At 66.4% G+C, this 20884-nt stretch carries 23 protein-coding genes; 14 read left to right on the top strand and 9 right to left on the bottom strand.

The annotated features are described in order from the left end of the window. Positions 1–267 precede the first annotated feature (267 nt). The 5 genes from BOX17_RS16330 to BOX17_RS16350 all read left to right on the top strand — a co-directional run bounded on the left by BOX17_RS16330 (position 268) and on the right by BOX17_RS16350 (position 4893). Positions 268–933 carry an ABC transporter permease gene (locus BOX17_RS16330; RefSeq protein WP_071946424.1) on the top strand — a complete coding sequence of 222 codons (666 nt, stop codon included), beginning with the start codon at positions 268–270 and terminating at the stop codon, positions 931–933. Positions 934–976: 43 nt separating this feature from the next. Beyond that, positions 977–2158, top strand: a complete 1182-nt coding sequence (locus tag BOX17_RS16335; RefSeq protein WP_071946426.1) for an ABC transporter ATP-binding protein — start codon at positions 977–979, stop codon at positions 2156–2158. A gap of 4 nt (positions 2159–2162) precedes the next feature. Then, the gene (locus tag BOX17_RS16340) at positions 2163–2894 is read left to right on the top strand and encodes an ABC transporter permease (RefSeq protein ID WP_071946428.1); all 732 of its coding nucleotides are present in this window, start codon (positions 2163–2165) and stop codon (positions 2892–2894) included. A gap of 78 nt (positions 2895–2972) precedes the next feature. Beyond that, on the top strand, positions 2973–3854 hold the full coding sequence (locus tag BOX17_RS16345; RefSeq protein WP_071946430.1) for a glycine betaine ABC transporter substrate-binding protein: 882 nt from the start codon (positions 2973–2975) through the stop codon (positions 3852–3854). 196 nt (positions 3855–4050) lie between these two features. Continuing rightward, positions 4051–4893, top strand: coding sequence for a nitrilase-related carbon-nitrogen hydrolase (locus BOX17_RS16350; protein WP_071946432.1), 843 nt, complete (start codon positions 4051–4053; stop codon positions 4891–4893). A 33-nt stretch (positions 4894–4926) separates the two neighbouring features. Here the strand turns inward: BOX17_RS16350 and BOX17_RS16355 are convergent, their stop codons facing one another. From BOX17_RS16355 to BOX17_RS16385, 7 genes are all read right to left on the bottom strand, one after another. Then, positions 4927–5208, bottom strand: a complete 282-nt coding sequence (locus BOX17_RS16355) for a hypothetical protein (RefSeq protein ID WP_071946434.1) — start codon at positions 5206–5208, stop codon at positions 4927–4929. A gap of 413 nt (positions 5209–5621) precedes the next feature. After that, positions 5622–6047 carry a lipocalin-like domain-containing protein gene (locus BOX17_RS16360; RefSeq protein WP_071946436.1) on the bottom strand — a complete coding sequence of 142 codons (426 nt, stop codon included), beginning with the start codon at positions 6045–6047 and terminating at the stop codon, positions 5622–5624. Positions 6048–6174: 127 nt separating this feature from the next. Further along, positions 6175–6570 (bottom strand): MAPEG family protein, encoded by a 396-nt coding sequence (locus tag BOX17_RS16365; RefSeq protein WP_071946438.1) that lies wholly within the window; start codon positions 6568–6570, stop codon positions 6175–6177. A 178-nt stretch (positions 6571–6748) separates the two neighbouring features. Next, on the bottom strand, positions 6749–7165 hold the full coding sequence (locus BOX17_RS16370; RefSeq protein ID WP_071946440.1) for a VOC family protein: 417 nt from the start codon (positions 7163–7165) through the stop codon (positions 6749–6751). A 166-nt stretch (positions 7166–7331) separates the two neighbouring features. Beyond that, the gene (locus BOX17_RS16375) at positions 7332–8819 is read right to left on the bottom strand and encodes a CoA-acylating methylmalonate-semialdehyde dehydrogenase (RefSeq protein WP_071946442.1); all 1488 of its coding nucleotides are present in this window, start codon (positions 8817–8819) and stop codon (positions 7332–7334) included. Positions 8820–8888: 69 nt separating this feature from the next. Further along, positions 8889–10172 (bottom strand): M24 family metallopeptidase, encoded by a 1284-nt coding sequence (locus tag BOX17_RS16380; RefSeq protein WP_071946444.1) that lies wholly within the window; start codon positions 10170–10172, stop codon positions 8889–8891. Between the two features lie 63 nt (positions 10173–10235). After that, positions 10236–11117 carry a HalD/BesD family halogenase gene (locus BOX17_RS16385; protein ID WP_071946446.1) on the bottom strand — a complete coding sequence of 294 codons (882 nt, stop codon included), beginning with the start codon at positions 11115–11117 and terminating at the stop codon, positions 10236–10238. Positions 11118–11222: 105 nt separating this feature from the next. On the opposite strand from BOX17_RS16385, the gene BOX17_RS16390 reads away from it, so the two are divergent. Further along, positions 11223–12107: a LysR family transcriptional regulator gene (locus tag BOX17_RS16390; protein ID WP_071946448.1), complete on the top strand. Its 885-nt coding sequence runs from the start codon at positions 11223–11225 to the stop codon at positions 12105–12107. 77 nt (positions 12108–12184) lie between these two features. On the opposite strand, the gene BOX17_RS16395 is transcribed toward BOX17_RS16390, so the two are convergent. Continuing rightward, positions 12185–12478, bottom strand: a complete 294-nt coding sequence (locus tag BOX17_RS16395) for a hypothetical protein (RefSeq protein ID WP_071946450.1) — start codon at positions 12476–12478, stop codon at positions 12185–12187. A 715-nt stretch (positions 12479–13193) separates the two neighbouring features. Between BOX17_RS16395 and BOX17_RS16400 the strand changes: the two genes are divergently transcribed. Next, positions 13194–14708: a putative bifunctional diguanylate cyclase/phosphodiesterase gene (locus BOX17_RS16400; protein ID WP_071946452.1), complete on the top strand. Its 1515-nt coding sequence runs from the start codon at positions 13194–13196 to the stop codon at positions 14706–14708. Here BOX17_RS16400 and BOX17_RS16405 read toward each other — a convergent pair. Continuing rightward, positions 14699–15742 (bottom strand): GlxA family transcriptional regulator, encoded by a 1044-nt coding sequence (locus tag BOX17_RS16405; protein ID WP_083582205.1) that lies wholly within the window; start codon positions 15740–15742, stop codon positions 14699–14701. The two genes, BOX17_RS16400 and BOX17_RS16405, sit on opposite strands and share 10 nt — an antisense overlap. A 211-nt stretch (positions 15743–15953) precedes the next feature. On the opposite strand from BOX17_RS16405, the gene BOX17_RS16410 reads away from it, so the two are divergent. The 7 genes from BOX17_RS16410 to BOX17_RS16440 all read left to right on the top strand — a co-directional run bounded on the left by BOX17_RS16410 (position 15954) and on the right by BOX17_RS16440 (position 20865). Then, entirely contained in the window at positions 15954–16202 is a 249-nt protein-coding gene (locus BOX17_RS16410; protein ID WP_071946454.1) for a hypothetical protein, read from the top strand. Positions 16203–16294: 92 nt separating this feature from the next. Further along, entirely contained in the window at positions 16295–16498 is a 204-nt protein-coding gene (locus BOX17_RS16415) for a DUF2188 domain-containing protein (protein WP_071946456.1), read from the top strand. 130 nt (positions 16499–16628) lie between these two features. After that, positions 16629–17474, top strand: a complete 846-nt coding sequence (nfo, locus tag BOX17_RS16420) for a deoxyribonuclease IV (RefSeq protein WP_071946458.1) — start codon at positions 16629–16631, stop codon at positions 17472–17474. 25 nt (positions 17475–17499) lie between these two features. Next, positions 17500–17988 (top strand): GNAT family N-acetyltransferase, encoded by a 489-nt coding sequence (locus BOX17_RS16425; RefSeq protein WP_071946460.1) that lies wholly within the window; start codon positions 17500–17502, stop codon positions 17986–17988. A gap of 82 nt (positions 17989–18070) precedes the next feature. Then, positions 18071–19066 carry a TRAP transporter substrate-binding protein gene (locus BOX17_RS16430; RefSeq protein WP_071946462.1) on the top strand — a complete coding sequence of 332 codons (996 nt, stop codon included), beginning with the start codon at positions 18071–18073 and terminating at the stop codon, positions 19064–19066. Then, positions 19067–19609 (top strand): TRAP transporter small permease, encoded by a 543-nt coding sequence (locus BOX17_RS16435; protein WP_244272168.1) that lies wholly within the window; start codon positions 19067–19069, stop codon positions 19607–19609. Next, positions 19606–20865 carry a TRAP transporter large permease gene (locus BOX17_RS16440; RefSeq protein WP_071946464.1) on the top strand — a complete coding sequence of 420 codons (1260 nt, stop codon included), beginning with the start codon at positions 19606–19608 and terminating at the stop codon, positions 20863–20865. Before BOX17_RS16435 ends, BOX17_RS16440 begins: the two co-directional genes overlap by 4 nt. Positions 20866–20884: the final 19 nt, after the last annotated feature.

Here is a 20884-nt window from a genome sequence, read left to right on the forward strand (position 1 = left end):
TAACCGGGTGCTCCAGGCCTCATGCCACCGACCTGCACTCGAATGGCGCATCACCAATATCAATAATTGGCATTTTCGATCGTCATTCATATCCATAACAATCGGCTATGTGGCTCTGCTAAGCTGTATCGGTTCCCCTGCAAGACACACACGCCCCACCCTGGTCGGGGCAAGGGCGCCGCATGGCCCCCCGACAGCCCCGGCCCACGAAGCCCGTCGGCCATCTGGGGTGAAGAATCCCGGGGTGAAGAATAAAGGAGACGTTGCTTGGAACTGTTTCAGTACGCTCTGGACAACCTGGAGCTCCTGTTGACCCGGACGGTCGAGCACATTTCGCTGGTGGCCGTGGCGGTCGGCATCGCGACCCTGACCGGGGTGCCGATCGGCATTGCCATCACCAAGAACGAGCGCGCGGCCAAGACCGTGCTGTACATCGCCTCGATCATCGTGACGATCCCGTCCATCGCCCTGTTCGGGATCATGATTCCGATCCTGTCGCTGATCGGCCAGGGCATCGGCTACATGCCCGCGGTCATCGCCGTGCTGCTCTATTCGCAGCTGCCGATCATCCGCAACACCTACACGGCCATCAACAACGTGGATCCCGCCCTGCGCGAGGCCGCCCGCGGCATCGGCATGAGCCCCAACCAGCGCCTGCGCATGGTCGAGATCCCGCTGGCCGTGCCGGTGATCATGGCCGGCGTGCGCACCGCGGTGGTACTCAACATCGGCGTCATGGCGATCGCCGCCTACATCGGCGCCGGGGGACTCGGCACCTTCATCAGCCGCGGCATCTCCCAGTCCGATCCGCGCCAGCTGATCGTCGGCGCCGTCGCTGTCAGCGTGCTGGCAATCATCGTCGACTATTCGCTGCTGGCGTTGCAGAAGCGCCTGACGCCCAAGGGCATGGAGCGCGCCGCCGCCACCGCCTGAGCCGTCATCCGCGAGACACTGCCGACTCGACAAGGACCGCTACATGATTCGACTCGATAGCCTGACCAAGGTCTTCGACACGCCCAAGGGCGCCGTGACCGCTGCCGACCATATCAGCATGGACGTACCGAGCGGCGAGATCTGCATCCTGCTCGGCCCCTCCGGGTGCGGCAAGACCACCACCCTGAAGATGATTAACCGCATCATCCGCCCCACCTCGGGCAAGGTGTTCATCAACGGCGAGGACACCACCAGCCTCGACACCCAGGAGCTGCGCCGCAGCATCGGCTACGTGATCCAGCAGATCGGCCTGTTCCCCAACATGACCATCGAGGAGAACATCACCGTGGTGCCCAAGCTGCTGGGCTGGGACAAGGCGAAGTACAAGGAGCGCGCCCGCGAGATGATGCGGATGATCGCCCTGGAGCCGGATGCCTTCCTCAAGCGCTACCCGAGCGAGCTCTCCGGCGGCCAGCAGCAGCGCATCGGCGTGGCCCGGGCCCTGGCCGCCGACCCGCCAGTGATGCTGATGGACGAGCCCTTCGGCGCCATCGACCCGATCAACCGGGCGGTGATCCAGGACGAATTCCTGAAGATGCAGCAGGATCTCAAGAAGACCATCATGTTCGTCAGCCACGACATCGACGAGGCGATCAAGATGGGCGACCGCATCGCCATCTTCCGCGAAGGCAAGCTGGTGCAGTACTCGGAGCCCGACGAGCTGCTGGCCGCGCCCAGGAACGACTTCGTCGAGTCCTTCCTCGGCGAGGACCGCGCGCTCAAGCGCCTCAACCTGGTCAAGGTCCGCGACCTGGCCAGCAACGAGATCGGTCTGGTACGACCGGACGACACCCTCGCCACCGCCCTCGAGCGCATCGAGTCATACGGCTACCTGAACAGCATCGTGATGGTGAACGACAAGCGCCAGCCGGTGGGCATCATCAATTCCGCCGTGGCCCGCACCACCAAGGGCCATTGCCGCGACCACTTCCAGAGCGTGCCGGTGGTGGTCAGCCTCGACGATGACCTGCGCAAGGTCGCCTCGCTGATGTTCTCCAACGACATGACCTGGGTGCCCTGCGTCGACGATGACGGCCGCATCGTCGGCCAGATCACCCAGCGGGCGATCACCCACCACCTGGGCTCCCGCTACCGCGCCCACTCCAGGAGCGGCATCGGCGCCACGGGCACCGAGGCGTCACCGTCACCAGCCAGCAAGGAGTAAGCCCATGCCGACGCTGAACCTCTCGGGGGCCATGCGGCTGCTGGTGCTGGTAGCGTTCTTCGTGGCCGGGGTCTGGAGCCAGTCCAGCGGCGTGATCGACGACTTCATCTTCTACCTGCCGGACATCCAGTACCTGGCGGTGCAGCACCTGTGGCTGACCGCCGTCTCCGGCAGCCTGGCGATCCTCGTCGCCATCCCGCTGGGTATCCTGCTGTCGCGCCCCAGCATGGCCAAGGTCGCCGAATCCGCGATGCAGGTGCTCAACGTGGGTACCACCATCCCGACACTGGCGGTACTGGCCCTGTCGATGAGCTTCCTGGGCATCGGCACCGTGCCGGCCATCTTCGGGCTCTTCGTGGCGACACTTCTGCCGATCACCCGTAACACCTACACTGGCCTCAAGGGCGTCTCGCCGGCCCTCATGGAGGCGGCGGCGGGCATTGGCATGTCGCCCACCCAGCGCCTGCTGCGGGTCGAGCTGCCCAATGCCCTGTACGTGATCTTCGCCGGCATCCGCACGGCGCTGGCCATCAACATCGGCACCGTGCCCCTGGCCTTCCTGATCGGGGCCGGAGGCCTCGGTGAGCTGATCTTCACCGGCATCGACCTCTACGACCCGGTGATGATGCTCTCCGGCGCCATCCCCACGGCATTGCTGGCGGTCGTGGTCGACATGCTCATCGCCATCACCGCCTTCCTGGTGGTGCCGCGCGGCGTGAATCCCGGTCGCGCCTGATGGCAACCAGCTCCCGTTCCCGCAACGGGGGCACACGACAACAGCAACGAACGACCCATCGACGACAAGGAGCAACGCATGAAGAACGTGATGACCCTGCTATCCGGCCTGGCACTGGCCGGGACCCTGGCCACCGCCCAGGCCAACGAGGTCGTGGTCGGCGGCAAGAACTTCACCGAGCAGCAGATCCTTGCCAGCATGACCAGCCAGTATCTGGAGCACCTCGGCTATGACGTCGAGAAGCGCTCCGGCATGGGCTCGGCCGTGCTGCGCCAGGCCCAGGAGAATGGCCAGATCGACCTGTACTGGGAGTACACCGGCACCTCGCTGATCAACTACAACGATGTCACCGAGCGCCTGTCGCCGGAAGAGACCTACGAGCGGGTCAAGGAACTCGACGCCGAGAAGGGCCTGGTATGGCTCGCGCCCTCCGACGCCAACAACACCTATGCCCTGGCCATGCGCGAGGATGATGCCGAGGAGCGTGGCATCGCGACCCTGTCCGACCTCGCCCAGGCGGTGAACGACGACGAGGGCCTGACCTTCGCCCTGAACGCCGAGTTCTATGCCCGCGAGGACGGCTGGCGCCCGCTGCAGCAGGCCTATGACTTCCGCGTCGGCCGCGCCGACGTCAAGCGCATGGATTCCGGCCTGGTCTACCAGGCGCTGCGCGACGGCCAGGTCGAGGTCGGCCTGGTGTTCGCCACCGACGGCCGCATCCCGGCCTTCGACTTCCGCGTGCTGGCAGACGACCAGGACTACTTCCCGGCCTACGCCCTGACCCCGGTGGTGCGCGCGGAGACCCTCGAGGCCAACCCCGAGCTCGAGGCCCAGATGGACAAGCTCTCCGGCCTGCTGGACGATGCGACCATGTCCAGCCTCAACGCCCAGGTCGACGTGGAGAAGCAGACCATCGAGCGGGTGGCCGAGGACTTCCTCACCGAGCATGACCTGCTCTGATCCTCGCCCGGCCGGGTTCCGTCCCGACCAGGCATGATCGTGACGAAGGCCGCCCCAGGGCGGCCTTCATTGGTTTGCAACACAAGTTTGCCATCCGCCTGCTAGCGCGCGCCTTGCCTTGAAGGAGTGCCGGTCGGGTGCGATCATCCGCGGCCCGTTGCCCGCACTTCCCGACCCCCGACAGCGAGACGCCACCATGCACTATCAGGACCACCTGCGCGTCGGCGCCGCCCAGATCAACGCCACCCTGGGCGACGTCGATGCCAACCTCGAACGCCACCTGGAGATGATCGCCGAGGCCCATCAGGCGGGACTGGAACTGCTGGTGTTCCCGGAGCTCTCCCTGACCGGCTACAGCCTGGGCAGCCGGGTGATCGAGCTGGCCTGCCCGGCCCAGGACCCGCGCCTGGCCGCCCTCGCCCGGGTGGCGGGCGAGATGCAGGTGATCGTGGGCTTCGTCGAGGAGGCAAGCCCGGGCGAGTACTACAACGCCCTGGCGATCCTGCAGCACGGCGAGGTTCAGGCCGTGCACCGCAAGCTCAACCTGCCCACCTATGGCGGCCTGGAGGAAGGCAAGCTCTTCACCCACGGCAGCGAGCTCACCCAGGAGGCGGTGCGCCCGGGCTGGTCCGCCACCTCGCTGATCTGCGCCGACCTGTGGAACCCGGGGCTGGTGCATGCCGCCCTGCTGGCCCGTCCCACGGTGCTCTGCGCACCAATCAACTCCGCCACGGGCATCGTCAGCGAGGACTTCTCCAACGAGCAGAACTGGGCCATCAACCTGCACTTCTACGCCATGACCTACGGCACCCCGGTGATCATGGCCAATCGCTTCGGCCCGGAGAACGGCAGCCACTTCTGGGGCGGGTCGCGCATCCTCGGCCCGCGGGGCGAGGTCCTGGCCCAGGCCGAGGATCGCGAGATGCTGATCGAGGCCACACTCTCGCGCACCGCCATCGCCCGGGCCCGCTTCGAGCTGCCCACCCACCGCGACGCCGACACCCCGCTGGTGCGCGACCTGATGGCCGGCTACCGCTGAAGCCGGGCAAGCGACGCCCTGACACGGGAAGGATCAGGGCGTGAACTCCCCGAGCATCCGCATGGTCTCGACCTTCAGCCGGTCTTCCACCATGGCCTGCCTGACCTCGTCGGTGGCCATGAAGGACTGGAAGCGCTCCATGTCCGGCACCTCCAGGATCAGTCCTACCGAGTTAGGGTGCTCGGGGTTCTTGAAGGTGCGGGCGGTGACCCCGATCTGGGCGAACAGCTCGTGCCGGCTGCCCGGCCCCTGTTTCCAGGCCTTGGCCCAGTGCTCGCCATCCTCGACGTCATGAAACACGATCAGCGTTGCCATCAGCCTTCACTCCCCTCTGGGACAGGACGCCACGTCCCGACAGTAACGGGCAGGAGGGGCTCGCCGATATGCGCACCCTCCTCCGGCCCTCCAGGCGAACCCGGGGACATCAGCGCATCGCCGTCGTCGTGGCTAGCCCAAGCATAGGCCGCCCTTCCCTTCGCCGCCTCGGCCTCAGGCCGCTGGCAGCAGGGAAATGGCGTTTGTGGTAGTAAGCGAGACGGGCTGACCTTCCCCCTGATTGAGGTCCGCGGCGGGGGGAGCGTGGGTGGGTGGCCAATCAATTTGCTTCCGGAAAGACCTGGGTTTCTTGTCAATATCGAAGCGGCCAGGAGCATTCCGACAAGGACGGAACAGTGTGCCCGCTATCCCCTGGCTGGCCAGCGAGTGACATATGCGCTGAGGGAAGGGGCTCAGGCCTTGGTGAACTCCATCCGATAGACCACCTCCTCACCAGTTGTGGGGTCGATGCCAGGAGCACCACTTATGATCAACCGGTCGCCCTTCAGCGTGAACGGACGCGACAGCATGCCTTGCCAGTTCGGGTTCCAGGAGGCATCGACATGATGCACGACGCGGTCTTCCTCGAGCGTGTAGGACGCGACATATGCCAGCATGTCGTCGAACAGTTGCGCCTTCTCCGACTCCGTCCAGCCCTCTCCCCTGGACGGCAGCCGGTCACGCCGGAACACGGTTGCCATCATTCGGCCGTCTCGATGATAGGCGATATACCCGATGGGCGATGGCCCCAGCGCGTCCGTGGTCTCACCTGTCGTGATGGAAGTGCGAGTCCACGTGTCCATACGCCACGATCCGATCAATGCGCTTGAATCCGGCATGCCATACCCCCCTCGAACATCCCTTGGTTGCTAAATGTCGGGCTCTGGGTGATTCATTTGCTCGATGTAGCCGGCGACCTTGTCGCGGTGGCCGCCCGTCCGCAACCACTGAGGTTGGGCGGCAACTCTAGTAGTTAACGAGGAGTTGCCACGCCAGAGTGGCTTGCGCGAAAAAGCCGACGGCGAACGCAAGCGTGCGAACCCATGGAATGGCGAACGTGTATGCGAGTACGTGCACCACGCGCGCCCAGAAGTACACCGCACATGCCGTGGCCGTGGCACCGCCGCTGATACCAGCAGCTTGCGCCGCAAGCACCAGAGCAGCAAATACAACCAAATTCTCGACGGCATTGGCATGAGCCTTCATCAATCGGGTGGCCCACGCGGACTGTGGTCTCGGGTTCGCGGGGTAGCCCACCGCGTCGGAGAGACCTCGTACAAGGATGCGGTCCAGAATGTAGGGAACCCACATCAACCCGGTTATTGCCGTTACCAACGTGAGATACAACAGCTCACTCTGCATGATCTTCTCCTTCTTATTTTTGACGTACGACTATCACCTTCCCGGCCGTCGTGACCTACCAGGAATCACGCCCCAACCCTGTGCAGAAATACGCTTCAGTGTCCCTTAATCTAGCGTGTCTTCGCGTCGATTGACGTGGCACTTCATTGACCAGGCGGACGACGCTGTGGCCCCGGGCCTAGGCATCCTCATCGCCTGGGCCGATCCAGAACAAGGGGTTGTAGGCCACCTCCCAGAGGTGGCCGTCGGGATCGGCGAAGTAGCCGGAATAGCCGCCCCAGAAGACCTTCTGGGCGGGCTTGACCAGGGTGGCGCCGGCGGCCACCGCCTGGGCGAGCAGTGCGTCGACCTCAGCCTCGGAGCCGAGGTTATGCGCCAGGGTCACCCCGCTAAAGCCGCTGCCCTCGGCCGGCACACCGGCGTCCTCGGCAAGCGCATTGCGGCCATAGAGCCCCAGCCAGCTGCCGTTGAGCGGAAAGAAGGCCACCTCGGGGGGCGAGTCCCTGCGCGGCAGGCCCAGGCCCTGCTCGTAGAAGCGGATCGCGCGCGCCAGGTCGCTGACGCCGAGGGTGATCATGCTGATTCTGGGCTTCATGTGGCCGGCTCCCCCACGTGGCCTGACACCTTTTCCCTTCAGGGTGGTTGGCCAGGCGAGGCGGCACAAGGCCCGCTTTGTGAGGGGAAACGAAAACGCCCGCCCCGGTTAGCCGGGGCGGGCGTGGTCGTCAGCGTCTCGCGTCGGCTATCTATCTGGGAAAACCCTAGGACGGGAAGCTGAACTGGGCGCTCTCCTGGGCGCTGCGCTTGGGCCAGCGCTGGGAGACCGACTTGCGGCGGGTGTAGAAGCGCACGGCATCCGGGCCGTAGGCGTGCAGGTCGCCGAACAGCGAGTCCTTCCAACCACCGAAGCTGTGGAAGGCCACCGGTACCGGCAACGGCACGTTGATGCCCACCATGCCGACCTCGATGGCGTCGCTGAAGCGGCGCCCGGCCTCGCCGTCGCGGGTGAACACGCAGGTGCCGTTGCCGTACTGGTGGGCGTTGATCAGCGCGATGGCCTCCTCGAAGGTCTCGACGCGCACCACGCACAGCACCGGGCCGAAGATCTCGTCGCGATAGATGCTCATCTCCGGGGTGACCCGGTCGAACAGGGTCGCGCCGAGGAAGTAGCCGGGCGAGCTGTCGACCAGCGGGTGGGTGCGGCCGTCGACCACCAGCTCGGCGCCGGCGGTGGCCCCCTGCTCGATGTAGCCTGCGACCTTGTCGCGCTGGCCGGCGTTGATCAGCGCGCCCATGTCGAGGCCCTTCTCGGTGCCGGGGCCGATCCTGAGTTCGCGGGCCTGGCCGGCCAGGCGCTCGACCAGGGCGTCGGCGGTCTCATCGCCCACGCACACGGCCACCGAGATCGCCATGCAGCGCTCGCCGGCGCTGCCGTAGGCGGCGCCGATCAGGGTGCTGGCGGCATTGTCCAGATCCGCGTCGGGCAGCACCACGGCATGGTTCTTGGCCCCGCCGAGGGCCTGCACGCGCTTGCCCTGGCGGGTGCCGCCCTCGTAGATCTTGCGCGCCACCGGGGTGGAGCCGACGAAGGAGAGCGCGCGGACCTCCGGCGCCTCGATCAGCGCGTCGACGGCCTCGCGATCGCCGTGCACCACGCTGAACAGCCCCTCGGGCAGGCCCGCCTCGTCGAGCAGCTCGGCCATCTTCACGGCCGCCGAGGGCGCCTGCTCGGAGGGCTTCAGGATGAAGGCGTTGCCGCAGGCCAGCGCCATCGGATACATCCACAGCGGCACCATGGCCGGGAAGTTGAAGGGCGTGATGCCGGCGACGATGCCCAGCGGCTGGTGGTTCGACCAGGTGTCGATGCCCGGGCCGGCATTGTGGGAGTACTCGCCCTTGAGCAGCTCCGGCACGCCGCAGGCGTACTCGACGTTCTCGATGCCGCGCTTGAGCTCGCCCATGGCGTCTTCCAGCACCTTGCCGTGCTCCTCGCTGACCAGCGCGCAGATCTCGTCGGCATCGCGCTCGAGCAGGGTCTTGAAGCGGTACATCACCTGGGCGCGCCGGGCCGGCGGCGTGTCGCGCCAGGCGGGCTGGGCCTCGCGGGCGGCCTCGATGGCGTGCTGCACGGTGCCGGTATCGGCCATGGCCACGCAGCGCACCGGCTCGGCGGTGGCCGGGTTCAGCACCTCGAGGGTGCGTTCGCTGGCGACGGCATTTCCGGCGATGTGATGGTTCAGGGTCTGCATCGGGGAATGACTCCAACCTTGGGTCGTGTTCTCGGTGCGGGGTTCGTCGTTCGGGTCCGTCGCGCGCGGTCAGACCTGGCGGCCCAGCAGGGCCTCGTCGAAGGGATAGCGGGAGAGCTTCTCGATGCCGGTCTCGGTCACCAGCACCTCCTCCTCGAGCTTGACGCCGTCGGCGGCGCCGACCTCGCCGATGTAGCTCTCCACCGAGACCACCATGCCCGGCTCCAGGATGCCGTCCTTGGAGAAGCGATCGAAGTCCATGTGGTGGGCGACCAGCGGTGTCTCGCCGTGCATGCCGACACCGTGGATGATCGACGGGTAGCGGCGGTCCAGGAAGCGCTCGGGGATCTTCCAGGCGTTTTCAGCGATCTCGCGGTAGCTCATGCCGGGCTTGAGGATCGACATGTTGTGATGCACCTGGTCGTAAGCCATCTGGTAGAGGCTCTGCTGGTAGGCGCTGGGGCGGCCCGGCCCGACGTGGAAGGTGCGCGAGAAGTCGGAGTAGTAGCCGTGGCAGCCGATGGTATCGGTGTCGAGGGCGATCAGCTCGCCGGGACGCACCACGCGGTCGCTGGCCTCATTGAACCAGGGGTTGGTGCGCGGCCCGGACGACAGCAGGCGCGTCTCGATGAACTCGCCGCCCTGCTGGATGACGTTGCCGTAGAGGATGGCGAACAGCTCGGTCTCGGTGATCCCCGGCTTGATGGCGGCCTCCACCTCGGCCACCGCTGCCTCTGAGCCGGCCATCGACTGGGCCAGGCAGGCGATCTCCTCCGGGGTCTTGATGCGCCGGCAGTGCAGAGTGTCCTGCATGCAGTCGAAGACCTCGAGGCCCTGGGCCTCCAGCGAGCGGGCCAGGTTCAGCGCGCAGCGGTCCAGGCCGATCTTCTTGTTACCGCGGCCGTGCTCCTCCATCAGCTCGGCGATCTCGACGCCGAAGGGATCGGAGGAGAGGTTGTCGCGCTGGTTGACCGCCGACCAAACCACCTTGGAGGTGCGCGACTCGTCGATAGTCTCGAGCCAGGTGGAGACGTGGGCGCTGCCCGGGTACTCGAAGAGGATCACCGGGCCCTCGAGCGGCACGAAGATGTAGCGGGTGGAGTTGCGCAGGAAGTAGCCGAACATGTTGCGCGAGCCGGTGGCGTAGCGCTGGTTGTAGGGGTCGAACAGCACCACGGCGCCGTAGCCCTGCTCGGCCATCATCGCCCGCAGGCGCTGAAGGCGCCCGGCGCGAAGCTGCACCGGGTCGAAGGCGGTGGGGATGCTGTCGCCATTACCTACCGGGGCAGAAGGCACCACCGGGATGGAAGCGGGTTCGTTGTCGGTCAGGCGTTCGAAGTCGACGATGCTCATGGTCACGTTCTCTGTGGATTCGCGGGAAATTCGAGGTATGTCGGGGTGGAGGCGTCGCAGCCCTCAGTCGGCCAGGCTGTCGCTGCGCTCCATGCCTTCCTCGAGCAGGCGCTCGTGCACGGGGGCCATGCGCCCGAAGATGCGCCGGGCGCGCTCGGGGCGACCGATGAAGCCCGGCTCCTTGGCATAGGCGAAGATCACGGTGTGGCGCTCCTTGTCGCCCTCCACCGGGGTCACCCGGTGCAGCGAGTAGCGGCCGAAGAAGATCTGCAGGTCGCCCGGCTGCAGGTCGAGGGCCTTGAGTCGCGACCGGTCACCGTCGATGACCCGCTCGACTTCCTCGAAGTTCTCGCCCTTGGGGCTGCGGATGCCCGGAGCGTACTCGAAGCGCCCGCCGCCATGCGACTGGCGAGTCATCATGGTGACGATGAACTCGTTGGTGTCGTAGTGCCAGGGGTGCTGGCAGCCCTCCCGCAGCACGTTGACGACCAGGTCGGCCAGGGGATCGGCATACTGGTAGATCTCGTCCATGCCCACCACGCTGGCGATGAACTGCTGGAACCCGGTGTGGGAATAGACCTGGCGGATGATGGTGTCGTCATCGATGCGGTCGCCGGCGACGAAGCCGTTGGTGCGATCGTCGAAGCGGTTCTTGGGGTGCGAGGCCTGCAGGCTCGGGTCACCGTCGCTGTTGTAGGGGTTGGTCTCGGTCTGGTTGTAGTGCGCCTGCGGCGACAGCCGTTCGGTCTCGCGCTCCAGCCGCGCCAGGGCCTCGTCGGGGACGAACCCCTTGAGCACCACGCAGCCGTCCAGGCCGAGCTGTTGCCGGCACTCGGCGATCAGTTCACGTCCGCGGTCACCCTCCAGGTGGTGGATCGGGTAACGTTCCAGGTCGATCAAACCGTGAAGTGAGGTATCGTCTTCCTGAATGCGGGTGCTGTGCATGTCTCTGCTCCTGCCTGATCAATGACGTATGGACAGGGTAGAGAGGGGAGTTTGATAATAGAAATGAATGGTTCAGATACAACGCATTGCAAGGGCTCATAGATCATGGACACCGACCTGCTCCGCGCCTTTGTCACGGTGGCCGAGTGCGAGGGCTTCAGCGCCGCCGGCAAGATCCTGCATCGCACCCAGTCGGCGGTCAGCCTGCAGATCAAGAGGCTCGAGGACCAGATGGGCGAATCGCTGTTCGAACGCACCAGCCGCAGCGTGGTGCTGACCACGCCGGGGGGCCGCCTGCTGCCCTACGCCCGCCATATCCTCAAGTTGCAGGACGAGGCGCACCGCGTGATGGGGGTGGAGCGCCAGGGCGAGCTGATCCGCCTGGGGACCTCGGAGGAACAGGCCAGCACCTACCTGCCGGAGCTGCTGCCGCGCTTCGCCGCCCTCCATCCCGAGGTGCGCCTCGAGGTGATGTGCGGCATCAGCGGCTCGCTGGTGCATGATTTCCAGGAGGGCCTGCTGGACGCCGCCCTGGTGGTGCGCCACGGCCCGACCCAGACCGGGCAGCTGCTGGGGCGAGAGCCCATGGTGTGGGTGGTAGCCGAGGGCGCTTCCCTCGCCGACTGGGAGACCCTGCCGCTGGCCCTCAACCCGGAGGGTTGCATCTTCCGGGCCCATGCCTTCGCGGCGCTCGGCACGTCGGAGTGGCGCTGGGACGTCCGCTACTCCAGCCAGTCGCCCACCGGCATCAACCTGCCGGTGCAGGCGGGCCTGGCGGCCACGGTCAAGACACCGCGCAGCGTCCCCGACGGCTGCCGCATCGTTGGCGACGACGAGGGCCTCCCTCCCCTGGGGCATGTCGAGATCGAACTTCATCGCACCCCGGGCCACGCCAGCGATGCCTTCACCGCCTTCTGCGACGAGCTGGAGGCGATCGTCACCGGCAACGCCGCCCTGGAATCCTTCGACTACGTGGCGGGCGACGGCTGAACGGGCAAGCCCGGCGACAGGCAACGAAAAGACCCCGGCGCTGCCGGGGTCTCGATCCACCTCACGACCGGTGAAGGTTATTCCTGACTGGCGGCATCCACGCCGCTGTCCGGTGCGACCTCGCCCTCGTCCAGGGACGCATCGTCCGGGCTTTCGACATCCACCTCATTGGCGCTGTCGACACCGCCATCCTCGACCACGGCCCCGTCTCTCAGGAGAGCGTCATCGGGGGATGCCATCTCGCTGACCTCGTTCGCGGAGTCAACGCCGGTCGGGTCGGCCATGTCCTCGTTGTGATCCTCGGCCAGGGCGGCGCCCGACATCATCAGCAGCAGCGTCAGGGCTGAGGCAAGGATCACGTTGCGCGTCATGATGAACCTCTCATTCCATGAATGGCTTTTTCATGCATCCGCAATCCTATACGAATGCTATACACAACCTGTCCAAAAGTTGGATAGGCCGCAACCCCATCGTCCTCGGGGTACCACGACGCCCCCTGCGACAATGCACCGACCTCCAGAGTTCCAGACAGGCGGGCATCGCCCGCGAATCCCTGTACAAACGCACCAGCCGCAGCGCAGCGTTGACCATGCCGGGTGGCCGCCTGCTGCTCTGCTAGCCATATCCTCAAGCAGCAGGACGAGTTGCGCTGCGTGACGGGGGGGAAGCGCCAGGGCGAGCTGATTGGATGGAGAACCGCAGAGGAGCCAGCGAGCACCTCACTCTCCCAGTAGAGATCACCGTGCTTGCGACGGTTGAGAAGCTCGCCCCGAGGCGGCGTCGAGGCTGGCATCACCGGATGGATGCAATGCCGAAGGAGGGTTAGAAAAGCGGTGAAAAAATCGCAGGAATAGGGTCGTATGTTAGGACGAACGGATCTAAGTTGTTCGTGAGGTACTTTTCCACAGGAATAACAAGATGCTTCCCACCAGTGCCCAAGGGAACGACTCCTGGCCGACACGTGCCGTTCGCTGTCTCTCGCAGTGCAGCCATCCCATTCGATGGGCCCTGATTGCCCTCCTGCTGGGCCTTAGCGCCTGGACCGTCCTTGCCACGGGAGGAACCGCCTACGCGTATCCCTACATCATGCTGATCCCGGTATTGATCGCCGCCTCCTGGTATGCCTTGCCGGGGGCCCTGGTCACGGCCCTCGCGGCAGGCATCCTGATGGCGTACATGCCCCAGGACGCGGCCCTGGGAAGCGTGCAAACCACCTACAACTACTGGCTGAGAATCGCCTTCTATCTGCTGCTGGGGGGACTCGCCGGCTGGCTGTTCCATCTGCGGCGCCGTTCCTTCGCCACCCACAGGAGCATCGCCCGCACCGACCATCTGTCGGGCCTGGCCAATCAGGTGGCGCTCGATGAGGATCTGGAACAGTGCCTGTCATCGTCGTCTCGGGCCACCGGTACGACCGCGGTGATCCAGGTGAAGGTCACCGACATGGCGGACGTCATCGAGGCCCTGGGCCTGAGAGCGGCCGATGAACTGGTCGTCGAGATGAGTCAGCGGCTCGCTCGGTCGGTGCGCAAGGGAAGCAGCCTCTACCGTCTCGGCCCGGATGAACTGGCCCTGGTCGTGACCGATATCGAGCGGAAGGATCTCGACGCCATCACCCGCCGACTGGTCGAGGTCGGCGAAGAGAGCGTGCTGATCCATCAGGTGCCTGTGCGTGTGCAACTGGCCATGGGCACTGCCATCTCGGAAGGCAACAGCAAGACCGCCACGGAGCTGCTTCGACAGGCACGCACGGCCCTCATGGCGGCCGTCCGGCAGCGGCGTGACCATGCCCATTTCAGCCCCACCTTCGATCAATCCACCCTGGCGTCGCTCAAACTGATCGCCCGGGTACGTGACGGTTTGGCCGCCAGGGAGTTCGAGCTGCATTACCAGCCCAAGATCTGTCTGGCGGATGGCCGGGTGACGGGCTGCGAGGGCCTGATCCGATGGCGCGGAGATGGCGACAGCCTGATACCGCCCGGCGCATTCATGCCCAAGGTGGAACAGACGTCGCTGATTGGCCCGATCTCCTACTTCGTGGTGCAGGCCGCCGGCGCCTTTTCCCTGCACACCGGGAGCGAGGATACGATTGCCATCAACCTGTCGGTGCATAACCTTCACGACGAGCAGATACATGACCTTCTGCGGCAGCTGATCGAGCAGAATGGCGTGCGACCCGACCGCCTCGAGGTGGAGATCACCGAACACGCCCTGATCGGTGACCTGGAGGAGGCGCGCAGCGCGATCCAGCGCATTCGCGATCTCGGTATCGGCGTGAGTCTCGATGACTTCGGGACCGGCTACGCCTCGTTCGAGTACCTGCAGCACCTGCCGCTGACGGGCCTCAAGATCGATCGGGCCTTCGTGACTCAGCTGGAGGGCAATGAGCCAGCGCGCAGGTTGATGGCCTGCATGATCGATGTCGGCCACGCCCTGGGCCTGGAAGTGACGGCGGAGGGCGTGGAAACCCGCGAGCAGGCCGATATCCTGCGCCAGCTGGGCTGTGACCTGGCCCAGGGGTTCCTCTACACGCCCGCCCTTCCCGACTCGGAATACCAGGGCTGGTGCCGGCGCCATGCAGAGGCGCTGGGTCATTCCTGAGGACGCGCCCTCCCGTCCGGGAGGCCGTCGTCGGCGCCTGCCGCCCCTGGCCCGTCGTCGGCCCGAGGAAGCGTATGGTGTCGGGCCATCCTCGGCGACATCCCGTAGCGGGCCTTGAAGGCGCGGGCGAAGCTGGAACCGGACGTGAACCCGCAGGCCAGCCCCACCGAGAGGATGTCCCGCTCCGTCTCCGCGAGCAGCCGCCAGGCCCGCTCGAGGCGCAGCGTCAGATACCACGCCCGCGGGGAGCTGCCGAGGTGCCGCTCGAAGAGGCGCTGGAGCTGACGCAGGGAGACCCCGCTGCGCCGGGCCACCTCGGCGAGCGGCAGGGGCGTCTCCTGGTGGCGTTCCATCAGGGCGACCGCTTCCACCAGGCGGCGATGATGCACGCCCAGCCGCCTCGCCAGGGTCATGCGCTGCTGGTCACCCCGGGTGCGAATCCGCTCGTGGATCAGCTGCTCCGAGACATCGATGGCCAGTCGCGTCCCGTGACGACGGGCGATCACCGCCAGCGCCATGTCCATGGCGGCCGTGCCGCCGGCACAGGAGAAGCGCCGCTCCCCCAGCTCGAAGAGTTCGTCGGAGGTCTCGATGGCCGGGAAGCGCTCCTGGAAGGCGGGCAGGCTTTCCCAATGCAGGGTGACCCGCTCCCCCGCCAGCAGGCCCGCCTCGGCCAGCAGGAACCCGCCGGTATCGAGTCCGCCCAGCACGCAGCCGGCCTGGTCCAGCCGGTGCAACCAGGCCATCAGGGGACGGCTCAGGGTGTCCTCGGGGCCGAAGCCGCTGCACACCGCCAGCGACGGCAGATGATGCACCTCGCCGATGGCACGGTCGGCCAGCAGGGTCATGCCGTTGGAGGCCGTGACCGGCGCGCCGTCCTCGCTGATCAGCTGCCAGTCGAACAGCGGCCGCGCCGCGATCCGGTTGGCGATGCGCAGCGGCTCCACGGCCGAGAAGAAGGCCATCATCGAGAAACGCGGCAGCAGCAGGAAGCCCACGGCTTCGGGCAGCAGCCCGTGATAGTCCAGGCGCAAGTCATGCCTCCTGTCGGCCCCGCCGCGAAGCACAACGAGGCGCGGCGGGGGGATGCGTGTCCACGCCCCCGAGGATACTCGCTGATCCTCGTGCCATCACACCCCCCGTCGATCAGGCCGGGCGAGGCGGTCTCCCTGGGCGGTGACCCTCGCGCCACCGGTGCCTCGCCGCCTAGACTGAAGCCAGATAAACCACTGCGAGGTTCTTACCGTGTCAGCACATGAACGCACCATCCTGGCCTTCGACGAGGCGGGCAACGAGTACTTCATCGACGTGTTCGTCAGCGTCCGCGACCTCTCCGATCTGCAGCACGCCGGCGCCACCCGCAGCGGCCTGCCCTCCTTCCGCACCCGAGAGGGCCACGCGGTCACTCACCTCGGCGGTGGCGAGTTCGCCGTGACGGTCCCCGGGGAGGAGGAGGCGACCACCGTGAGGACGGACGATCCCGAGTTCGTCTGACGCCCCCTTTCAGCCCCGGCCGATGCGACGGCCGCTATACTGAAGGATGGGCCAGACCCGGCAGCGCCCACCGCAACGGAGGGACGAACGCCATGCACCCATCGACCCATCACGTGATGCCCAACGACAAGGGCGGCTGGAGCGTCAGGAAGAGCGGCGCCGCCAGGGCCAGCCGGCATTTCGCCACCAAGAAGGAGGCCAAGGCCTTCGGCCGGCGGGTCAGCTTCAACCAGCAGACCGTGCTGATCATTCACCACAAGGACGGCACGCCTCAGTCCTCAGAGGACCCGAAGTAGACCCGGCGATCCTGAAGCGCATCCCCACAAGTTGATCCGGCCGTGAGCGATCCTCACGCCCACGGCCAGGGCGCACTGAGGTAGAATCCCCCTCATCACGAATCACTGATCTATCCGGCAAGGGGATTCCATGAACTACCTCGGCGCCCATGTCAGCGCGGCGGGCGGTGTCGACCAGGCGGTCAAACGCGCCGTGGAGATCGGCGCCGATGCCTTCGCCCTGTTCACCAAGAACCAGCGCCAGTGGCGGGCGAAACCGCTCGACGAGGCGACCATCGAGGCCTTCCGCGCCGCCTGCACCGAGCACGGCTTCGGCCCCGGCCAGATCCTTCCCCACGACAGCTACCTGATCAACCTCGGCCACCCCGAGGCCGAGGGCCTCACGAAGTCACGCACCGCCTTCCTGGAGGAGTGTCGCCGCTGCGAGTTGCTCGGGCTGTCGCTGCTCAACTTCCACCCCGGCAGCCACCTCAGGAAGATCAGCGAGGGCGACTGCCTCGCCCGCATCGCCGAATCGATCAACGGCGCACTCGCCGAGACCGCCGGCGTCACCGCCGTGATCGAGAACACCGCGGGCCAGGGCAGCAACCTGGGCTGGCGGTTCGAGCACCTGGCCGAGATCATCGACCAGGTGGACGACAAGAGCCGCGTCGGGGTGTGCCTCGACACCTGCCACGCCTTCGCCGCCGGCTACGACCTGCGCACCGCCGAGGCCTGCACGACCACCCTGGACGAGTTCGACCGCGTGGTGGGATTCCGCTACCTGCGCGGCATGCACCTAAACGACGCCAAGAGCGAGTTCGGCAGCCGGGTGGACCGCCATCACAGCCTGGGCCAGGGCAACATCGGCCTGGACGCCTTCACCACCCTGATGCGCGACACGCGTATCAACGGGATCCCCATGATCCTCGAGACCATCGACCCCTCGATCTGGGCCGATGAGATCGCCTGGCTGCGAGAACAGCAGGCCACCTGATACCCGCCCGGCAAGGAGCCCCCGAATGATCCGACTCCGCCCCTACCAGCCCGAGGACTGGCCCTCCCTGTGGGCCATTCTCGAACCGGTCTTCCGCGCCGGCGAGACCTACGCCGTGCCACGCGACATCAGCGAACAGGATGCCCACCGCCTGTGGGTCGAGCTGCCCCGTGCGGTGCGCGTGGCCGTGGACGATGGGGGCCGCCTCACCGGGTCCTACACCCTCAAGGCCAACCAGCCGGGGCCCGGCGATCATGTCTGCAACTGTGGCTACCTGGTGGCCGAGGACGCGCGGGGTCAGGGCGTCGCCGGCGAGATGTGCGAGGACTCCCTGACCCTGGCCCGGCAGCTGGGCTTCGTGGCCATGCAGTACAACCTGGTGGTGGCCAGCAACGAGACCGCCATCCGGCTGTGGCAGAACCACGGCTTCGAGATCGTCGGCACCCTCCCTCGCGCCTTCCGCCATCCCGAGCTGGGCCCGTTGGATGCCCATGTGATGTACCGGCTGCTGTGAGCCGGCGAGTGGCCAAGTTGACCCCCGGCACTGGCCTCGGGCATGCTCACCAAGCAATTGACTCTCAAAAGGAAAAACGATAATGCAAGGTTTTGCACGCAGCACGCTGGCACTCGGCATTTCCCTCGCCCTGGTCTCCGGGGCCCAGGCCGCCGACTTCTCCGACATGGACCCGGTCACCCTGCGCCTGGCCCATGTGGTGAACGAGAAGGACGGCTTCCACATCGCCGCCGAGAAGTTCGAGGACCTGGTGGAGGAACGCACCGACGGCAAGGTGAACATCGAGCTCTATCCCAATGCATCCCTGGGGGACGAGCGCACCCTGCTGGAGGGCATGCAGATCGGCACCGTCGACATGGGCGTGATCACCAACGGGCCGGTGGCCAACTTCCTCGAGGAGATGGCGGTGTTCGAACTGCCCTTCCTCTTCCCCTCCCCCGAGGCGGCCTACGAGGTGCTGGACGGCCCGATCGGCCAGGAGCTCCTGGACAGGCTCTCCGAGGTCAACCTCAAGGGCCTGGCCTACGCGGAGCGCGGCTTCCGCAACCTGACCAACAGCGAGCGCCCCGTGACCACGCCCGAGGATCTCGAGGGACTGCGCATCCGCGTCATGGAGAACCCGGTCTACGTCGACACCTTCCGTGAGCTGGGCGCCAACGCCATCCCGATGGCCTGGACCGAGGCGCTGACCGCCATGCAGCAGGGCACCATCGACGGTCAGGAGAACCCGGTCAACGTCATTCACTCCTTCAAGCTCTATGAGACCCAGGACTACATGACCCTGTCGCGGCACACCTATGCGCCGGCGATCTTCGTGATGGGCATGCCGGCCTGGGGCCAGCTCCCCGAGGCCGCCCAGACCGTGCTGGTCGACGCCGCCCAGGAGGCCGCCGAGCACGAGCGGCGCGTCAACGCCGAGATGGCCGCCGAACAGATGGCCGCGCTGCGCGAGGCCGGCATGGAGATCGTCGAGGAGCCGGACATTGCGGCCTTCCAGGAGGCCGTGGCCCCGGTCTACGAGAAGTACGGCGAGCAGTTCGGCGACTACCTGCCGCGCATCCAGGAGGCGCTGAAGTAAGTGACTCGTCTGCCGGTTGCCGCGCTGACGACCCTGCAACGCATCGAGCATGCCATCGACGCCGCCCTTCGCCCCGTGGTCTTCGCGGGCATGGCGGCGTTAATCGGCGTGATCACGCTGCAGATCGTCTCGCGCGTGTTCTTCGAGGCGGTGGGCTGGACCGAGGAAGTGGCACGCTTCCTGCTGGTCTGGATCACCTTCCTCGGCGCCACGCTGGCCTTCCAGCGTGGCCGCCATATCGCCGTGACCTTCGTGGTGGATGCCCTGCCCGACCCGCTGCAGCGCGTCGCGCGCATCGCCGCGGTACTCGTGGCCCTGGGCTTCATGATCGCCCTGATGGTGATCGGCTACCGCTACATGCAGGTGCAGAGCTTCCAGAAGTCCGCATCGCTGCGCCTCTCCATGACCTGGGTCTATGCCGTGATCCCGCTCTGCTCGGCCCTGATGGCCTGGTACGCCTTCGTCGACCTGGTCGGCCTGATCGTCCGGGGGTCCAACGACGGTGAACCCGACCAACCTTCCCCGGAGGAGCCTCCGGCATGACCGCCCTGCTCTTCGTGCTGTTCTTCGTCTTCATGCTGCTCGGCGTGCCGGTCGCCCTGGCCATCGGGGCGAGCACCCTGCTGGCCCTCCAGGCCGAAGGCGTGCCGCTGATGGTGGTCACCCAGCAGATGTTCCAGGGCATCAACTCCTTCGCCCTGGTGGCCGTGCCGATGTTCATCCTCGCCGGCGACCTGATGGCCCAGGGCAAGGTCAGCGAGAAGCTGGTCGACTTCGCCGATGCGCTGTTCGGCTTCCTGAAGGGCGGGCTCTCCATCGTCTCGGTCCTGGCGGGAATGTTCTTCGCCGCCATCTCCGGCTCCGGGGCCGCGACCACCGCCGCCGTGGGTTCTACCCTGGTCCCGGAGCTGCGCAAGAAGGGCTACGAGCCTGCCTCGGCGGCCAGCCTGATCGCCGCCAGCGGCACCATCGGGGTGGTGATCCCGCCCTCGGTGCCGATGATCATCTATGCGGTGATCGCCCAGCAGTCGGTCTCCCAGCTGTTCCTCAGCGGTTTCCTGCCCGGGCTCGCCATGGGGATGGGCCTCGCGACCATTGCCATCGTCCAGGCTTACCGGCGCAACTATCCGCGCGGCACGGCCTTCTCGGCGGCGACCATCTGGCGCACCCTGAAGAGCGCCAGCTGGGGGCTCGCGACGCCGGTGATCATCCTCGGCGGCATCTTTTCCGGCATCTTCACGCCCAGCGAGGCCGCGGTGGTGGCGGTCAACTACGCGCTGCTGGTGTCGCTGTTCGTCTACCGAGACCTGAGCCTGGGCGACGTCTATCGCATACTGATCCGCTCGGCGATCACCACCTCGGTGATCATGCTGGTGATCGCCACCTCGGCAGTGCTCAGCTGGACGCTCTCCAGCTGGCAGGTGCCCGGCGCCATCGCCCAGGCGGTGCTCTCCCTCTCCACCGATCCCTACGTGATCATGCTGCTGGTCGTGGCGGTCATCCTGCTCACCGGGGTGTTCATCGAGACGGCCAGCGCCCTGATCATCCTCACCCCGGTGCTGCTGCCGCTGGTCACGCAGCTGGGCATCGACCCGATCCACTTCGGCCTGATCATCGTGGTGGGGCTCGCGATCGGCATGATCACGCCACCGGTGGCGATCAACCTCTATGTGGCTTCCTCGGTCACGCAACTGCCGCTGGAGCGCATCACCCGCGCCATCCTTCCCTACCTGCTGGGGCTGGTCTCGGTGCTGCTGCTGGTGGTCTATGTCCCGATCCTGCTGGGCCTCTCCGGCTAGGTCGCCTCACGAAAGGAAC

The sequence above is a fragment of the Halomonas aestuarii genome, from assembly GCF_001886615.1.
In the GTDB taxonomy this organism is placed as follows: domain Bacteria; phylum Pseudomonadota; class Gammaproteobacteria; order Pseudomonadales; family Halomonadaceae; genus Halomonas; species Halomonas aestuarii.

What these genes read in the sequence shown, in the direction of transcription:
- BOX17_RS16340 (WP_071946428.1), top strand. Translation starts at nt 2,163, where the DNA reads ATGCCGACGCTGAACCTCTCGGGGGCCATGCGGCTGCTGGTGCTGGTA.
- BOX17_RS16415 (WP_071946456.1), top strand. Translation starts at nt 16,295, where the DNA reads ATGCACCCATCGACCCATCACGTGATGCCCAACGACAAGGGCGGCTGG.
- BOX17_RS16390 (WP_071946448.1), top strand. Translation starts at nt 11,223, where the DNA reads ATGGACACCGACCTGCTCCGCGCCTTTGTCACGGTGGCCGAGTGCGAG.
- BOX17_RS16370 (WP_071946440.1), bottom strand. Translation starts at nt 7,165, where the DNA reads ATGAAGCCCAGAATCAGCATGATCACCCTCGGCGTCAGCGACCTGGCG.
- BOX17_RS16430 (WP_071946462.1), top strand. Translation starts at nt 18,071, where the DNA reads ATGCAAGGTTTTGCACGCAGCACGCTGGCACTCGGCATTTCCCTCGCC.
- BOX17_RS16380 (WP_071946444.1), bottom strand. Translation starts at nt 10,172, where the DNA reads ATGAGCATCGTCGACTTCGAACGCCTGACCGACAACGAACCCGCTTCC.
- BOX17_RS16425 (WP_071946460.1), top strand. Translation starts at nt 17,500, where the DNA reads ATGATCCGACTCCGCCCCTACCAGCCCGAGGACTGGCCCTCCCTGTGG.
- BOX17_RS16350 (WP_071946432.1), top strand. Translation starts at nt 4,051, where the DNA reads ATGCACTATCAGGACCACCTGCGCGTCGGCGCCGCCCAGATCAACGCC.
- BOX17_RS16360 (WP_071946436.1), bottom strand. Translation starts at nt 6,047, where the DNA reads ATGCCGGATTCAAGCGCATTGATCGGATCGTGGCGTATGGACACGTGG.
- BOX17_RS16395 (WP_071946450.1), bottom strand. Translation starts at nt 12,478, where the DNA reads ATGACGCGCAACGTGATCCTTGCCTCAGCCCTGACGCTGCTGCTGATG.
- BOX17_RS16375 (WP_071946442.1), bottom strand. Translation starts at nt 8,819, where the DNA reads ATGCAGACCCTGAACCATCACATCGCCGGAAATGCCGTCGCCAGCGAA.
- nfo (WP_071946458.1), top strand. Translation starts at nt 16,629, where the DNA reads ATGAACTACCTCGGCGCCCATGTCAGCGCGGCGGGCGGTGTCGACCAG.
- BOX17_RS16355 (WP_071946434.1), bottom strand. Translation starts at nt 5,208, where the DNA reads ATGGCAACGCTGATCGTGTTTCATGACGTCGAGGATGGCGAGCACTGG.
- BOX17_RS16400 (WP_071946452.1), top strand. Translation starts at nt 13,194, where the DNA reads ATGCTGATCCCGGTATTGATCGCCGCCTCCTGGTATGCCTTGCCGGGG.
- BOX17_RS16345 (WP_071946430.1), top strand. Translation starts at nt 2,973, where the DNA reads ATGAAGAACGTGATGACCCTGCTATCCGGCCTGGCACTGGCCGGGACC.
- BOX17_RS16385 (WP_071946446.1), bottom strand. Translation starts at nt 11,117, where the DNA reads ATGCACAGCACCCGCATTCAGGAAGACGATACCTCACTTCACGGTTTG.
- BOX17_RS16335 (WP_071946426.1), top strand. Translation starts at nt 977, where the DNA reads ATGATTCGACTCGATAGCCTGACCAAGGTCTTCGACACGCCCAAGGGC.
- BOX17_RS16440 (WP_071946464.1), top strand. Translation starts at nt 19,606, where the DNA reads ATGACCGCCCTGCTCTTCGTGCTGTTCTTCGTCTTCATGCTGCTCGGC.
- BOX17_RS16365 (WP_071946438.1), bottom strand. Translation starts at nt 6,570, where the DNA reads ATGCAGAGTGAGCTGTTGTATCTCACGTTGGTAACGGCAATAACCGGG.